The 16,302-nt window shown below is 38.1% G+C and carries 16 protein-coding genes and 1 riboswitch; of the genes, 9 read left to right on the top strand and 7 right to left on the bottom strand.

Going from position 1 to position 16,302, the window contains the following annotated elements; genetic code table 11:
- The 7 genes from ACFVT8_RS11975 (at position 1) to ACFVT8_RS11945 (ending at position 7,632) form a co-directional block, all read left to right on the top strand.
- Positions 1 to 996, top strand: coding sequence for an AAA family ATPase (locus tag ACFVT8_RS11975; protein WP_387079667.1), 996 nt, complete (start codon positions 1 to 3; stop codon positions 994 to 996).
- A complete protein-coding gene (locus ACFVT8_RS11970) occupies positions 993 to 1,868 on the top strand; it encodes a DUF58 domain-containing protein (protein WP_387079668.1) in 876 nt (291 codons plus the stop codon). Before ACFVT8_RS11975 ends, ACFVT8_RS11970 begins: the two co-directional genes overlap by 4 nt.
- Positions 1,869 to 1,879: 11 nt before the next feature.
- Positions 1,880 to 3,625, top strand: coding sequence for a vWA domain-containing protein (locus tag ACFVT8_RS11965; RefSeq protein ID WP_387079669.1), 1,746 nt, complete (start codon positions 1,880 to 1,882; stop codon positions 3,623 to 3,625).
- On the top strand, positions 3,609 to 6,206 hold the full coding sequence (locus tag ACFVT8_RS11960) for a VWA domain-containing protein (protein ID WP_387079671.1): 2,598 nt from the start codon (positions 3,609 to 3,611) through the stop codon (positions 6,204 to 6,206). Before ACFVT8_RS11965 ends, ACFVT8_RS11960 begins: the two co-directional genes overlap by 17 nt.
- 182 nt (positions 6,207 to 6,388) lie before the next feature.
- Complete coding sequence (locus ACFVT8_RS11955) at positions 6,389 to 6,811, top strand: MarR family winged helix-turn-helix transcriptional regulator (protein ID WP_387079672.1); 423 nt, start codon at positions 6,389 to 6,391, stop codon at positions 6,809 to 6,811.
- A gap of 34 nt (positions 6,812 to 6,845) precedes the next feature.
- A complete protein-coding gene (locus tag ACFVT8_RS11950; protein WP_387079673.1) occupies positions 6,846 to 7,169 on the top strand; it encodes a hypothetical protein in 324 nt (107 codons plus the stop codon).
- A gap of 16 nt (positions 7,170 to 7,185) precedes the next feature.
- Positions 7,186 to 7,632: an EVE domain-containing protein gene (locus ACFVT8_RS11945; RefSeq protein ID WP_387079674.1), complete on the top strand. Its 447-nt coding sequence runs from the start codon at positions 7,186 to 7,188 to the stop codon at positions 7,630 to 7,632.
- Positions 7,633 to 7,703: 71 nt separating this feature from the next.
- Here ACFVT8_RS11945 and thiW read toward each other — a convergent pair whose 3' ends face one another.
- The 7 genes from thiW to ACFVT8_RS11910 all read right to left on the bottom strand — a co-directional run bounded on the left by thiW (position 7,704) and on the right by ACFVT8_RS11910 (position 14,599).
- Positions 7,704 to 8,204: an energy coupling factor transporter S component ThiW gene (gene thiW, locus ACFVT8_RS11940; RefSeq protein WP_387079676.1), complete on the bottom strand. Its 501-nt coding sequence runs from the start codon at positions 8,202 to 8,204 to the stop codon at positions 7,704 to 7,706.
- Positions 8,205 to 8,498: 294 nt separating this feature from the next.
- Positions 8,499 to 8,606: riboswitch (TPP riboswitch) on the bottom strand.
- Positions 8,607 to 8,864: 258 nt separating this feature from the next.
- Positions 8,865 to 10,061 carry an MFS transporter gene (locus ACFVT8_RS11935; RefSeq protein WP_387079677.1) on the bottom strand — a complete coding sequence of 399 codons (1,197 nt, stop codon included), beginning with the start codon at positions 10,059 to 10,061 and terminating at the stop codon, positions 8,865 to 8,867.
- 205 nt (positions 10,062 to 10,266) lie between these two features.
- Complete coding sequence (locus tag ACFVT8_RS11930) at positions 10,267 to 11,340, bottom strand: ABC transporter substrate-binding protein (RefSeq protein WP_387079679.1); 1,074 nt, start codon at positions 11,338 to 11,340, stop codon at positions 10,267 to 10,269.
- Positions 11,337 to 12,134: an ABC transporter permease gene (locus ACFVT8_RS11925; protein WP_387079681.1), complete on the bottom strand. Its 798-nt coding sequence runs from the start codon at positions 12,132 to 12,134 to the stop codon at positions 11,337 to 11,339. Before ACFVT8_RS11925 ends, ACFVT8_RS11930 begins: the two co-directional genes overlap by 4 nt.
- On the bottom strand, positions 12,131 to 12,943 hold the full coding sequence (locus tag ACFVT8_RS11920; protein ID WP_387079683.1) for an ABC transporter permease: 813 nt from the start codon (positions 12,941 to 12,943) through the stop codon (positions 12,131 to 12,133). The genes ACFVT8_RS11925 and ACFVT8_RS11920 overlap by 4 nt, the downstream gene beginning before the upstream one ends.
- Positions 12,933 to 14,039 (bottom strand): ABC transporter ATP-binding protein, encoded by a 1,107-nt coding sequence (locus tag ACFVT8_RS11915; RefSeq protein ID WP_387079685.1) that lies wholly within the window; start codon positions 14,037 to 14,039, stop codon positions 12,933 to 12,935. Before ACFVT8_RS11915 ends, ACFVT8_RS11920 begins: the two co-directional genes overlap by 11 nt.
- A gap of 17 nt (positions 14,040 to 14,056) precedes the next feature.
- Positions 14,057 to 14,599 (bottom strand): helix-turn-helix domain-containing protein, encoded by a 543-nt coding sequence (locus ACFVT8_RS11910; RefSeq protein WP_337991443.1) that lies wholly within the window; start codon positions 14,597 to 14,599, stop codon positions 14,057 to 14,059.
- 406 nt (positions 14,600 to 15,005) lie between these two features.
- Between ACFVT8_RS11910 and ACFVT8_RS11905 the strand changes: the two genes are divergently transcribed.
- Both ACFVT8_RS11905 and ACFVT8_RS11900 read left to right on the top strand, forming a co-directional pair.
- Positions 15,006 to 15,548: a peroxiredoxin gene (locus tag ACFVT8_RS11905; RefSeq protein WP_387079687.1), complete on the top strand. Its 543-nt coding sequence runs from the start codon at positions 15,006 to 15,008 to the stop codon at positions 15,546 to 15,548.
- Between the two features lie 197 nt (positions 15,549 to 15,745).
- Positions 15,746 to 16,198 carry a TlpA family protein disulfide reductase gene (locus tag ACFVT8_RS11900; RefSeq protein ID WP_370045930.1) on the top strand — a complete coding sequence of 151 codons (453 nt, stop codon included), beginning with the start codon at positions 15,746 to 15,748 and terminating at the stop codon, positions 16,196 to 16,198.
- The last annotated feature ends 104 nt before the right edge of the window (positions 16,199 to 16,302 follow it).

Genomic DNA, 16,302 nt, shown 5'->3' with positions numbered 1-16,302 from the left:
ATGGCATTTACAGAGCAACAATATGTTGAAATGAGTACGAAATTACAACAAGTAAAAGAAGAAATTCATCGCTTTATTGTCGGACAAGAGGAAGCAATTGACTATACATTATACGCAGTCCTTGCTGATGGGCATGCATTATTAGAGGGCCTACCAGGTTTAGGGAAAACGATGTTAATACGTACAATTTCTGAAGTACTAGATTTATCATTTTCGCGAATTCAATTTACACCAGATTTAATGCCAGCGGATATTACAGGGACAAGTATGATTGAGCGCACACCTGATGGCAAGCAGCAGTTTACGTTCCAGCCTGGTCCGATTTTTAGCCAAATGGTATTAGCGGATGAGATTAACCGAGCAACACCAAAAACACAAAGTGCACTGCTTGAAGCAATGGGTGAAAAAACTGTAACAATCTTAGGAGATACAAAGAAGATGGCAAGACCATTTTTCGTGTTAGCAACACAAAATCCGATTGAAATGGAGGGAACATACCCTTTACCAGAAGCACAAATGGACCGTTTCCTATGTAAAATTCTTGTGCCGTATCCTGAGAAAAGTGAGCTAATGGAAATTATGAAGCGTACAACAGGCGCTAAGGATATTGATTTACAAAAGATCATGGATACAGAAGCACTGATTGAAGCTCAGCAAATGGTTAAGGAAGTACTAGTTGCTGATGAAATGCTCGAATTTGCGACGGACCTTGTTGTGGCTACACATCCTGAAAGAGTGGATGCCATTGATGAGGTCAAGCAATATGCGATGTACGGTAGCGGTCCTCGAGGTTTACAAAGTTTAATCAAATTAGCGAAGGCAAGGGCGCTTATGAATGGACGTTTCCACGTTTCTGTAGCAGATATTAAATCTGTAGCTAAGCCAGTGTTACGCCATCGTATGCTGTTGAATTATGAAGGGGAGGCTTCAGGCAAAACAGCAGACGATGTAATTGATGTCATTTTAGAAAAAGTACAGCAAGGTGTTAGCAGGTGACACAAAAATTATTATTGCCCGAGGATTGGTTAGCGAAAATCAGTCGCTTCCAAGTGGTAACGGCCTCCAAATTACGTGGGCAGCACAAGGGCTCGCACCGTTCGCAGCGCTTCGGGGCATCGCTCGATTTCTCAGATTTTCGTGAATATCACTTAGGTGATGATGTACGTCAGGTGGATTGGAACGTCTTTGCAAGAACTGATAAATACTTCATTAAACGTTTTTTAGATGAACAAGAGATGCGAGTACACATTTTGCTAGATACAACGAAATCGATGGGCGATCAAGCGAAATGGACTTTTGCCCGGCAAATTGTTGCCTCACTTGGTCTAATGGTGCTCGGTCGAGATGATCGCTTATCATTTTCTTTTCTACAGGATGAGGTGAAGCCACCGTTTCGTCGTAAAGGTGCTATGTATCGTCGCGCTTTTTTACAGGTGGTCACAGAAATTGAGCAAGCAACTTATACAAATAGCTTCGCACAAGGGGCTTTCAAAGCATTGCCTAAGGATAGTACCGTACTATTTATTGTCACAGATGGACTTGAGCCAATTGAGGAATGGGAGCAACTTTTAAAAAGGCTACCACGATTTGCAGGGGATGTCCGTATTTTGCAAATAGTTACGCAAGAAGAACTAGCACCAGAATATACGGGCGATGTACGCTTGCTCGATCGTGAAACGGGCAGAGATGTGAATGTTACGATGTCTTCTAAAGTCCTAGACACATATATGGCAAGACGGTTATTACATGAAGAGGAATTTGAGGCAATTTGTCGGCACTTCGGTGTTCGACAATTACAGCTGAAGGTAGAGGATGGATTACAGCATGCCATCTTTCAACAATTATTAAAAGCACATTGGATTAGGTGAGGTGAGCCGTATTGGGCTTTAGTCAATTACTTTTTAGCTGGACGGTCATCATCCCGGTCATTGTCCTTCTATATTATTTCTTTCGAAAAAAATATACCGATCAAACTGTATCCTCCACACTTTTCTGGTCGGAAATTATGCAAGAAACACGTGTGTCACCATACTTAAAACATTTACAAAAAAATGCTCTGCTTTATTTACAACTACTTGCTCTTCTTTTACTCGTATTGGCATTAATGAATCCTTATATTAAAAAGTCAACGATCGTTGGTGCGCAGACGATTTTCATAGTAGACACGTCAGCAACAATGTTAGCAGGGAAAGAGCAGTCAACATTTGATACACATAAAAAAGAAATGCTGTCATTGGTCAATGAGCTTGATGGAAGACCCGTGACACTCATTACAACAGGTAATACGCCAAAAGCTATATTGCAGCAGGAAACAAATACTAAAGATATTGAAAAAGCCATTCAACAGTTACAAGTAACATATGAGACCGCTCAAATGAATAAGTCTCTAGATGTGGCACAGGCTTTTGTCGGTAATACACCAACATCTATTTATGTCTTTACAGATGCGCTCGATAAAAAGCAATTACCGATGGAAAAAGATACGGTGAAGTGGATCGTAAAAGGGTCTGCAAAGGATTTAACAAACATCGCAATTACACGTTTTGCTGCTACTACAGATGGACGATCTGCTATGGCACTTGTACAGTTACAAAATGATACGGACAAAGAGCAAAATGTAAAACTTTCTATAGAAAATGTTAAGGGTAAGGAGATCGTTACGGAAAGTGTTGCATTACCCCAAAATGAAGCCGTAACGAAAACATTTAAAGACCTACCGTTAGAAGATGCTATGACTGCCAAGATAGATGCCAAGGACGATTACACTGTTGATAATTCACAAACGGTATTGCTACAAACAGCTACTTCAAAAGTAATTGTCGATCAAAGTATGCATCAACTCATTCAAAAAGGTATGCAAACGATTAATAGTAGTGTGAAAATTGTTCCATCTTCACAAGTGGCTGACAATTTGGATGCCACTGTTGTGACAAATCAGACGGCACTACTCGAAAAGATGGACAAGCCAATTGTTTTATTTGGACGAGATGACGTTAAGAAGATTGAAACTATTGGAGAAATCAGTACAACAAGCGATGCATTGTTTGCATTTAGTGAGCTAAAAGATATTTACGTCAGTGCTGTTTATCCTGGATTCGACGACTATAAAACGATTGCATCAGTTGGAGACCAACCGTTTATTCAGCGTTCACCTAAAGGGGATATTGTTGTATTAGCTGATATTGAAGATACAGATTGGCCGCTACATCCTTCATTCCCATTATTTTTATGGAGTGCTGAGCAGGAGCTTTCAGAATCAATCGGTTCACTTGGTATTTTTACACCAAATGAGCAACGCGCAGTTGCTTTAACTCAGGGTGATTGGAGTATATATTCGCAGGAAGATGAGTTTTTATCGTCCATTACGAATGGCCTCCTAACAGCTCCAATGAAGCCAGGAATTTATACAGCTCGCTCAAAAGATGAAGAAAAGCGCTTTATCGTACAGCTTCAAGCACAAGAGCGTGTAATTGAAAAAGGGACAAGTTATACGCTTGGAGAGCTTCCGGACAACGGTAAGGAAGAAGTATCGAAAACATCGTTCGTACCTTGGCTTATCCTTATGATCTTAGTATTACTTGTTTTAGAGTGGGAGGTGCAACGTCGTCGTGGATTTACGAATTGATATGCCGTTAGCATTGTTGCTGTTACTTCCATTGTTTATATATTTTGTATGGACTTATTGGCGTGAGCGTCATCGACTTAAAAAAAGTCATATTGTCGTACTAGGTATTCGTATTGTGGCCATATGCTGTTTAGTTTTTGCACTTGCAGGGCCCTATATTTTATTGCCCGTAAAGGAAGAACAAGTATTATTTTTAGTTGACCGTTCTGCTTCAATGAATGGGACAGATGATAAGATGGCCAATTTTATAGCGGAAAGTTTACAATCGAAAAAAGATGAACAGCTTGCAGGGATTTATTCTTTTTCATCGACATTACAAACGGAAGCCATTTTATCGAAGACTTTAAAGGAAGTACCGAAGTTTACAACTATAAAAGCAACAGATCAAACAAATATTGAACAGAGTCTACAGCTCGCTTCAGGTATTGTAGATCCGAAAAAAGCAACACGGCTTGTGCTCTTAACGGATGGCAATGAAACAAAAGGAGATGCCTTAGAATTTGTTTCGAAGTTTAAAGGGTCAAATATTAGTATTGATGTAGTGCCATTTAACCAACCTGTAGCTAAGGATGTATCCATGAAAAGCTTTGTCACACCACAAGTTGCTTATGTAGGTGAGCAGCAGCAGTTAGTTGCTGAAATAAATGCGACTGTAGCAGAACGAGGTGAGCTATTATTATACGAAAACGATAAGCTTATTCATCGTGAAGCAGTGGATCTTGCAGAAGGGTCAAATATTTTTACATATAAACATTCAGCAACGACTGAAGGACTTGTAAAATATGAGGCACTCGTGCAGGTTGAACAGGATGCAATTTTTGAAAATAATAAATTAACAAGCGTCACGATGGTGCAAAGTGAACCACATTTACTAATTGTTAATGGCTATGATACGGCTTCACCAATTGCAGCAGCGCTTGGCAAACAATCAATTGCCTATGATGTTGTAAATGCTAACAGTCTCCCAAATGAACTTTCTAGTTATTTACAATACAATGCCATCATTTTTGATAATGTGCCTGGGCATCTAGTAGGCGAGGCAAAAATGAATGTCATTGAGCAAGCAGTGAAAAATTTCGGTGTCGGTTTTACAATGGTAGGTGGCGAAAATAGTTTTGGCTTAGGTGGCTATTTTAAAACACCAATCGAAACTTTACTACCTGTTGAAATGGAGATTAAAGGTAAGGAACAATTACCATCATTAGGGTTAGTTATCGTCCTTGACCGCTCTGGAAGTATGTCTGGAGCAAAGCTAGAGCTCGCAAAAGAGGCGGCTGCTCGTTCAGTTGAAATGCTACGAGATGAAGATACGCTTGGGTTTATTGCCTTTGATGATCGACCTTGGGAAATTATTGAGGCAGGACCACTTAGCAATAAGGAAGAAGCGGTAGATACGATTTTATCTGTAACGCCAGGTGGTGGTACCGAAATATATGGCTCACTTGCTAAAGCTTATGAAAATTTAGCTGATTTAAAGCTACAGCGAAAGCATATTATTCTATTAACTGATGGTCAGTCTCAGCCCGGTAACTATGAAGACTTAATTGCTCAAGGAAAAGAGAATGGCATTACTCTATCAACAGTTGCAATTGGTCAGGATGCAGATGCCAATTTACTTGAAGCACTTAGCGAGATGGGCAGTGGGCGTTTCTATGATGTTGTTGATGAGCAGACAATCCCTTCTATTTTATCTCGTGAAACAGCCATGATTTCACGCACATATATTGAGGATAATCCATTCTATCCAACTATATTTAATGCAGTTGGGTGGAATACATTATTTACAAATGGTGTACCTAAAATGAATGCTTATATAGGTACAACTGCAAAGCAGGGAGCTACTGTTATTGCAGAAAGTGAGAAGGAAGATCCTGTACTAGCAGAGTGGCAATATGGCCTTGGCAAAACATTTGCCTTTACGTCTGATTCGACAGGAAAATGGACAGGAGACTGGGCAAGATGGCAAAATTGGGGCACGTTTTGGCAAACGCTAATTTCAAAAATGCTACCAAGCTATAACGATGTTGCCTATGATGTACGTCTAGAATCAGACGGCTCATTTGTCATTACTGACCCAACGAATGAAGCGGCGTTCTTAGATATTGTCGCTGTCAATGAAGCAGGTGAAGAACTTGAAACACAGCTTGAAACAATTTCAGCATCACAAGTTCGGGCAGTCGTACAAGCAGAACCGGGACTCATTTTCTTCCGCATTGCCGATGAACAACAGGCCATTTACCAGGCAGGCTTAAGTGTACCTTATAGTGCAGAGTATGAATTACGACTAGTGAATGATAAGTTAGTCAAAGAGCTAACAAAGCAAACAGGCGGCTCCGTGTTGAAAGAACCGAGCGAAGTGTTTCGTGAATTTACTAAAAAAGGTGCGGAACGTCAAAATATTGCAACATGGCTTTTATTAGCGGGGATGTTACTATTCTTCATTGATATTACCATTAGACGCTTTGGTTGGAGCTTCTTAACTAGGCCGAAGAAAAAAGAGCAGCTTGTCGAGGATAAACCAATACAGGCAGAGGACACAAATGTTGCCCAGCTATTAAAGGGCATGAAAAAACGATCTTAACAGATAAAACGATGGTGCATAAAGATGTGCCATCGTTTTTTGTCATTTTAACAACTGAGTTGGGGAATTTTTCATGAAAAGTAAAATTCGGGTTGTAAAGAATATAAATACATGCAATAATAGATAATAGTAATAAAATATTACTATCACTATTTAGTACTATAAATTTTGGAGGATTGGACATGACCAATATAATGAATTCTTTTGGTTTTCTAAGTTTTAAATTAGCAGAGGCTTTAGAGGAAAATCTCGAGAAGTATATTAGCGAAAAATTTCAAATGAAATCCAGAGAAGTCGGGATCATGATTGCTGTAAAAGAAAAAAAACTAAGTCAAATTCAAATAGGGCAGATTTTAAAGTTAGATAAAAATAGTGTCCGCTTTTTTATCGATGGTCTGGAAGAAAGAAATTATGTTTATAGGGAGAAAAATCCAGAGAATAGAAGAGAGAATTTAATATGCCTTACGGAACAGGGGAATAATTTGGCAGAAGAATTATTGAAGACCCTTTCGATTTCTGAAAATGAAGTTTTAAATGTACTTTCATTGGAAGAAAAAGAGCAATTGAAAAGCATTTTGACAAAAGTATATGAAAATCGTAAATAGGGTTATTAATAAAAAAGAAAGAGAGTGATGACAGATGAAAGCAGTAGAGGTTATGAAGGAGTATTTGAAAAGAGCGCAAGAAGAGGGTCAGGATTTATCTGACATGTATGCGGATCATGGAGAATTAAAAAATTTTAAAGGTGAAATTTTTAAAGGAAGAAAAGAACTACAAAACTTTTACATGTCACCGATGCCGAAAGGATTTAAGTTAACTATCCAAAATATTGAAGGCGATGAAATAGAATGTGTTGCTATCATTTCGACTACTTGGGATGGTTTGCCAAAACCAGTGATTTTAGAAGAAAAATTGATTCTTGAAAATGGAAAAATAAAATTGTTTACGATGTTCCCTAAATAAAAGGAGAGCTCTTCCTATGACTGAAAGAGACACAAAATATTGGATAGGCGTGGCATCTCTCAATCATGTGCAAAAAGGGGTTGAGGGAGGATTCAGCCAGCTATGCCACGGCAAAGAAAGACCTTTGAAACGAATGACAAAAGGAGATTGGATTATTTATTATTCTCCTAAAAAAAGTCTAGATGGTAATGATCCTGTACGAGCATTTACTGCAATTGGAAGAGTAAAAGACGAGCAAATATACGAGTTCCAAATGGCAGAAAATTTTATTCCTTTTCGAAGAGATATAGACTTTTATAAAGATGCAAAAGCTGTGCCAATAAAAAAGATCTTAGATTACTTAGAATTTGTAGAAGACAAATCGAAATATGGCTATAAATTCAGATTCGGTCATTTTGAAATAAGCAAAAAAGACTTTTTATTAATTGCTCATGAAATGGGATTACCATTGAAGTATGGGTGAATTAGGTTGGAACAAAAAACGTTACTTTCTTAATTAATGAAAGTAACGTTTTTCAAATGCTGTAAATCAAGCTATTTAAGCATAGCGCTAAGGTTAGTTACAAATGCTGTTTTACGCAAATTGCTGGCAACAACAATGCCTAAGATAGCACCAATAGTACTTGAGGTTAAGAAGGCTGGCATGAAAAATAAAGCAGCAACAGATGTCCCCATTAATAAATGTGCGTAAGGTACTGCAATAAGTGAGGCAATGATACCTGTACCAAACATTTCACCGACACCTGCTAACCACATTTTGCCGCTATATTTATAGGCAAGAGCTGCACATAAAGCACCAATAACACTGCCAGGTATAGCTAATAATGAGCCTGTGCCTGTTAAAATACGAATAATGGCTGTGACAAAGGCGATCATAACAGTAGGCACTGGTCCAAGAATGATAGCACCGATAACATTAATGGCATGCTGGACAGGGTAGGCACGCGCAATTCCCGTTGGTATTGAAACGAAGGTAGAACCTGCTACGGCAATTGCTACTAACAAGGCCATGATTGTTAATTTTCGAATTGACATAATTTCCACTCCTTTGAAATGTGAATTTAATAGTTATCGCTGGTAGACTAGGGTTCCACCGCTTAAAGTAAGAGAATCGCCGCTAAACTGGGGAGTTCCGCCGCTAAAAGTGAGAGAACCGCCGCTAAACTGGGGAGTTCCGCCGCTAAAAGTGAGAGAACCGCCGCTAAACTGGGGAGTTCCGCCGCCAAAAGTGAGAGAATCGCCGCTAAACTGGGGGAGTTCCGCCGCTAAAGCGTAAAAAAAGCCGCTTCCTAAAAACAATAGGAAGCGGCCCTGCATTTACATAACAAAAAGCAAGTGTCGCCACTTCCCTCCGCTAGTGTGAACTAGATCAGGTTCAAAGGGTCTGTATATGACCATATACGTCTCAGCCTTTTAAAGACTCCCCTAGTGGTAATTAAATTAACTTCTTTCAGCAGTAGTCTTCCACCTTTATAGGTGGTGAGATGAATGCTGGTTTTAAGTTGCTTTTCAGCAGGTATCCATACATCCGCTGAAATAAGTAAAGCCTCCGGCGGATGTCACGGATTTTGAAAGGAATGAATTGTGCGGGCACAATTCAAAATCCGGACGCAATTACGCCAAGGCGAAATTGATTTGTTGTTTTTCTCATAAATAATGTAGCATACTACTAAAATTAGTCAATAACTTTTCAGACTAATTTGTATCAGGATGCATAAGATGTGGTGCTTTTTTCATTGTCCAAATAAGGGCAAGGAAGAAGCAAGCCATTAAAATAATAGACCCGAAAATATAAGGACTGTTCATATTCCAATCGAATAATACACCTGCTAAAGCTGGACCAATCATATTACCAAGACTCATATACGCATTATTTAGACCAGCTGCATAGCCTTGCTCATTTTCAGCAAGCTTTGATATCAGTGTGTTGACAGCTGGGCGAATCAATGTCGTAGCTGTAGAGAAGATTGTCGCTACAATTAAAATAAGTGCAAAGCCAGATGCGAATAATATTAAGAAAATCGAAACGGCTGCAATAAATAAATTGACTAACACTACTTTCATTTCGCCGAAGCGATTAAACAGTGGTGTAATAACAAACATCTGTACAACAACACCAAAAGCGCCACCCATAACTAATATAATGGCGATATCAGTAGGGGTGTAATTAAACTTTTCTGTAACAAATAATGATAATGTTGTTTGGAAGTTAGCAATCCCGAAAGAGAATACAAGCATGATAATTAGCATGACAAAATAAGGCATACGGACTGAACGTGCCATCTGCTTTGCAAGATTATCCTGCTTCTGCGCTTTTTTCGCAGTGTTCGGTTTTGTAGCAGGTAATAAAAAGAACGATAGAATAGCCGCTAAGATAGCTGCACATCCAGCAGTATAAAATGGAAAATGCAAACTAACTTTTGAGAGGAATCCACCGATACCTGGTCCAATCATAAAACCAAAGGACATTGCTGCCCCTAGCATACCCATACCTTTTCCTCGTTCCTCATACGTTGTGACGTCAGCCACAAAAGCCATTATAGGAGGAGCTACAAATGCAGAACCAAGACCACCTAAAAAGCGTGCCAAGAAGAGCATCCACACATCTGTAGAAAGCCCGAAACCAATTTGTGCAAGTCCTGTTACGATAAGACCGAAAATAATGAGATTTTTTCGACCGTATTGATCCGATAGATTCCCAGCGATAGGAGAAAATACGAATTGTGCAAAGGCGAACGTTGCAATCAACATACCAAGTACTTGTCCTGCAGCACCAAATAGTTTTAAATAATCAGGCATGACAGGAATAATAATTCCGATACTCCCCATTGCGATAAACATATTAAACATTAAAATATACAAAGCCGCCTTGTTAGACTTCTGCAGGGTCATCGAATACCCCTTTCTTTATTCAAATATACTACAGTCTACCACAAGGCTTGTACGTTTACTATTGACTATAAGTCTGAGATTTACTAGTAAAGTTATGTGGGTACTTTTGTTAAGTTTTTCAACAGAAGTTTAACTTCAGTTAAACGAAAAAAAGCTGTTCTCAACGTTTGTAACGTGAGAACAGCTTCAAATCGGTTAAAATAGTTTATCGAATACTCATTTTAAATTCTAAAAACAGCTCATTGTATTTGCCTAAGTAATCAGGACCTAGGTTTTTATAAACTTCTAATGTTTTACGTTGTTCTTCAGAAGGATAGAAGCGCTTATCAGATACAACTTCTTTATCCATTAACTTCATCGCTGCAATATTAGGAGTAGAATAGCCTACATAGTCAGCGTTTTTAGCACCCGATTCAGCTTTCAACATAAAATTAATGAAGGCATGTGCACCATCAATATTTTTTGATGTTTTTGGGATAACCATATTGTCAAACCATAAGTTAGAGCCTTCTTTTGGTACAGCAAAGTCTAAATCTTCATTTTCTGACAACATGTCTGCTGCTTGCCCAGACCAAGTGAGTGCCACAGCAGCTTCATTATTAACCATCAGTGGTGTAATTTCATCCCCGATAACGGCTTTAACATTTGGCGCCAAAGTGATTAGTTTATCAGTAGCTTTACGTAGCTCCTGGTTATTTAAAGAGTTAAGTGAGTAGCCAAGACTGTTTAAGCCCATACCAATTACCTCACGTGCACCGTCTACTAAAAAGACTTTACGCTTTAATGAAGGATCCCATAAGTCCTTCCAAGATGAGAAGTCTAGATTTCCTACGAGCTTTGGATTATAGACAATACCGACTGTTCCCCAGAAATATGGGACAGAATATTTATTGTCGTTATCAAATGGTAAATCTAAAAAATAAGGGTCAATATTTTTAAAATTAGGGATTTTCGTTTTATCTAAAGGAATAAGTAAGTTCTCTTCCTTCATTTTTTCAATCATATATTCAGAAGGTACTGCGATATCGTAAGCTGTACCACCTTGTTGAATTTTTGTCATCATTGCTTCATTTGAATCGAACGTTTCATAGATGACGTGAATGCCTGTTTCTTTCTCAAATTGCTTCAGCAAATCCGGGTCAATATATTCCCCCCAGTTAAAGATGGTTAACGTATCTTTACCACTTTTCCCCCCGCCGGCACTTAGGGTGTCAGCAGCATAGAACAAAAGGGCGGAAACGACAAGGATTGCGACTGTTGCTTGAATTAATTGCTTCATTGAGTTCCCCCCGTTCTTTTACTAGCACGGCTTGTAATGAAGTAATAGCCAACTACGACGATAACCGTAACAAAGAATACTAAACCAGAAATAGCGTTAACCGTTAAAGAAATACCGGCACGTGCCATCGAGTAAATCTCAACAGATAGTGTACTGAAGCCGTTACCTGTCACGAAAAACGTTACCGCAAAATCATCTAGAGAGTACGTTAAGGCAAGGAAGAACCCTGCAAAAATACCAGGTTGAATATACGGTAAAATAACACGCATCATGACATCTTTTTTCGTTGCGCCTAAATCTAATGCAGCATCGATTAATGATTTATTCATTTCTAATAGTTTCGGTAAAACCATTAGTACAACAATTGGGACACTGAACGCTACATGTGCTATTAACACAGAAGTAAAGCCTAATTTAATACCAATCATTGTGAATAAAATTAAAAAGCTTGCGCCAATAATGACATCCGGACTCACAATTAACACATTGTTTAAGGAAAGTAGTGTATTGCGCATTTTTGAATCTTTAACAGTGACAATACCAATAGCACCTAGTGTCCCGATGATTGTAGAAATCAATGCAGAAAGTAATGCCACGATGACTGTGTTGATTAGAATTACGAGTAGACGTGAATCCTCAAACACAGCTTTATAATGTTCTAACGTAAAGGACTCAAAATTATTCATCGATCCGCCACTATTGAACGAATAGAATACTAAATAGAAGATAGGTGCATACAAAACGATAAAAACAATCGCTAAATACACTCTTGCTGTAGCAGATAGTTTTTTCATCGTACGCGACCTCCTTTATCCTTTTTCTGTCCTGTAATTAACATAATGATGACCATAAATAAAATTAAGAAAACAGCAATTGTTGAACCCATTCCCCAGTTTTGGGTTACAAGGAATTGTTGTTCAATAGCTGTCCCCAGTGTAATAACACGGTTTCCTGCAATTAAACGAGTAATCATGAAAAGTGATAATGCAGGAATAAATACAACTTGTATACCTGATTTAACACCATCCATTGTTAAAGGCAATATAACGCGACGGAATGTAGTAAAGGCTGATGCCCCTAAATCACGTGCTGCATAAATAAGAGCCGGATTTAAACGATCCAATGAGTTGAAAATCGGTAAAATCATAAATGGAATAAAAATATAAACGGATACGAACACAAAGCTAATATCAGTGAATAGCATTTGCTTCGGATCAAAACCAAATACTTCGATAAATGCATTTAATGGGCCGTACAAGCCGAAAATCCCAATAAAGGCATATGTTTTTAACAAAAGATTAATCCAAGAAGGAATAATAATTAGTAAAAGCCAAAGCTGTTTATGTTTGGTCTTTGTTAAAAAATAAGCTGTTGGATACGAAACAAGTAACGTAAAGAACGTAATTAAAAATGCATACCAGAAGGAACTTAATGTCATTTTTAAATAGACAGAAGTAAAGAATGCTTTATAGTTATCAAGTGTAAAATTGCCATGTATGTCTAGTAGGGAATAGTAAACAACAAGGGCAATCGGCGTGATAACGAAAAATGCAATCCATAAAACATAAGGAAATAAGGCTGATTTCGAAGTCTTAGTTTGCATCTTCGTCGTCTCCATACGCTTCTAAACGTTTATCGAATTCTTCTTCTGTTTCATTTAAGCGCATTACATGAATTGCTTCTGGATCGAAGTCTAAGCCAATTTCTGTCCCTACATCAGCTTTTTTCAATGAATGCACAAGCCATTCATTACCATCTTTGTCGTACGTGGATAATTCATAATGCACCCCGCGGAACAATTGAGTATCAACTTTAACGACAAGTTTGCCTTTATCGATTGTTGTCATTTCTAAATCCTCTGGTCGAATGACAATATCAATTTTTTCGTTTGGTTTCATACCTTGGTCAACACATTCGAAAACTTTTCCAGCAAATTCTACTTTGAAATCTTCAATCATTACGCCAGGAACAATATTTGATTCACCAATAAAGTCAGCAACGAAGCGGTTAATTGGCTCATCATAAATATCTACTGGTGTTCCAGATTGTTGAATTTCACCTTCACTTAAGACAAATATTTCATCACTCATGGCAAGTGCTTCTTCTTGATCGTGTGTGACAAATACAAATGTTTTCCCAAGTCGTTGTTGTAACTCTCGTAGCTCATATTGCATCTCTGTGCGTAGCTTTAAATCTAAAGCAGAAAGAGGCTCATCCAGTAAAATTACTTCAGGATCGTTCACAATCGCACGAGCAATAGCTACACGTTGGCGTTGACCACCAGACATTTCAGAAATTTCACGATTGCTATAGCCTGATAAGTTAACGAATTTTAATGCTTCAGCAACACGGTTTTTAATTTCATTCTCAGGGAGTTTTTTTATGCGAAGCCCAAACGCGACGTTTTCAAAAACGTTTAAATGAGGGAACAACGCGTAATCCTGAAAAACAGTATTTACTTGGCGTTCATTTGCTGGCACTGAGTTGATTTTTTTATCATGAAAATAGATATTTCCTGTAGTCGGTTCTGTGAATCCAGCAATCATACGTAAAATAGTTGTTTTACCACAACCAGAAGGACCTAGCAGTGTATAGAATTTTCCCTTTTCTAGCTCCAAGTTAATGTTTTTTAAGACGACCGTGCCGTCATTATAGGACTTTGAAACATTTTCAAAGCGGATAATCGAATTCGTTGTCATAGATGTGCCTCCTTAAGCTATAAATATGAATCCGTTGCGACAAGTAAAATTTTTGTTTCATCAGCATGTGCATTAAAAATTTGGTGATGATCTGTCGCGTCAAAATAGAGAGCATTGCCTTCACTCGCTATGTACTGTTCATCTCCTAAAACGAGACGAATACGTCCTTCGACAACATAAATAAATGTTTCTGAGAGTGAGGGCTCAAACTGTTTGAATTCCCCCTCAGCAGCAAGTGTCAAGAAAATAGGCTCCATCTCTTTTTCATTTGAAGTAGGAATGAGCCACTGAATTTCATATTTTTTTTCTTCGTCTGTATAAGTGGATTGATCTTCTTCTGTATATACAACCTTTTGTTCAGGTGCTTCATCATCGAAAAATTCCTTAGGTGTTGACCCTAAAACTTCTAATAATGAAAAAAGAGTTTCAATAGAAGGTGAATTTAGATCACGTTCTAATTGAGAGATATACCCTTTACTTAAATCTGTACGTTCTCCAAGTTCCTCTTGGGTAAGACCTTTTTTTAAACGAAGCGCTTTAATTTTTGCTCCTATTTGCATCTTTTCCCTCCTAGAAGAAGTTTAGCAATCATAAACTTTTGAAATATGAAGTTTACTTTAACGAAACTTTTAGTTTACTAAAACCATTACAATTATACATAATAATAAAGAATTTGCAATCGTTTTTTATGAAAAAAAAGTAGATGAAATTTTTAGAAATTATACATAAATACCGCATAGAAAAATTTCGTTTAAATAAGAATAAAATTGTTAAAGATAGCTAATAAATAGGCTGTAGCAGCTATTCCATTTGGGGATTTGACGAAAATTTGTCAGACAATTTTAAATGCGCACTTTTGTGAAGTTTACTTGTTTGAAAATCTACGATTACTCTGTTATCGTAGAAGACGAGTTCGCAGGTGCGAATGGAATATATACACTACATATTCAATCGGAGGGATTTATAATGGCAGAACGCATGGTAGGTAAACAAGCACCTAACTTTACAATGGAAGCAGTACTTCCAGACAAATCATTTGGTAAAGTATCATTAGAAGACATTAAAGCACAAGACAAATGGACAGTTCTTTTCTTCTATCCAATGGACTTCACTTTCGTATGTCCAACAGAAATCACTGCAATGAGCGATCGTTACGATGAGTTCGAAGACTTAGATGCAGAAGTAATCGGTGTTTCTACTGATACAATTCACACTCACTTAGCTTGGATTAACACTGACCGCACTAAAAATGGTCTTGGCGAGTTAAAATATCCATTAGCAGCAGATACAAATCACGAAATTTCAAAAGAATATGGTGTATTAATTGAAGAAGAGGGTATCGCACTACGCGGCTTATTCATCATCAGCCCAGAAGGCGAATTAAAATACCAAACAGTATTCGATAACAACATCGGCCGTGATGTAGACGAAACTTTACGTGTACTTCAAGCTTTACAAACTGGTGGTCTTTGCCCAGCAAACTGGCGCCCAGGTCAAGCAACTCTATAATTAACTTCATTCAGTTACTGAAAGAAGTTAAAGCCTCCGGACGCAATTATGCCGAGGTATAATTGATGAAGAGTTTTTATGTCAGGCATTGAACTGAATTCGAGGCTTGGCGAAATTGATCATTCAAAAATAAAGAGTCCCCACAGCAAGTTTGTGGGGATTTTTTTAAACTTGATATAGAAAAAGGAGAATGTTTTATGAAACTTCGTGAACAAATGCCTGAACTTGTAGGCGCAACGACTTGGTTAAATGGAGAAGTAACAAAAGCGGAATTAGTAGGCGAAAAACCAACGTTAATCCACTTCTGGTCAGTTAGTTGCCATCTATGTAAAGAGGCAATGCCGGATGTGAACAATTTCCGTGACCAATACAAAGATGAGCTAAACGTTATTGCAGTGCATATGCCTCGCTCTGAGGAAGATACAAATTTAGAAACAATCAAATCGGTAGCAGCAGAGCATGATATTGTTCAACCAATCTTTGTTGATAGCGAATTAAAGCTAACAGATGCTTTTGAAAATCAATACGTACCTGCATATTTTGTGTTCGATAAAGATGGTCAGCTTCGTCACATGCAAGCTGGTGGTAGCGGTATGAAAATGCTAGAAAAGCGTGTAAATCGTGTTTTAGATGAAATGCGCAACGCATAAAATTGCAGATTAAGAGGCGGGGATATTTTAATCCTCGTCTTTTTTATGGAAAAAAGATGGGGGGGATCGGAGAGTATCCTAGTTATTTGAGCGAAAAAATCAGG

The sequence above is a fragment of the Lysinibacillus sp. NPDC058147 genome, from assembly GCF_042884205.1.
Taxonomy (GTDB): domain Bacteria; phylum Bacillota; class Bacilli; order Bacillales_A; family Planococcaceae; genus Lysinibacillus.
Note: the sequence above shows the minus strand (reverse complement) of the source record. Positions and strands in the feature narration are given on the sequence as shown.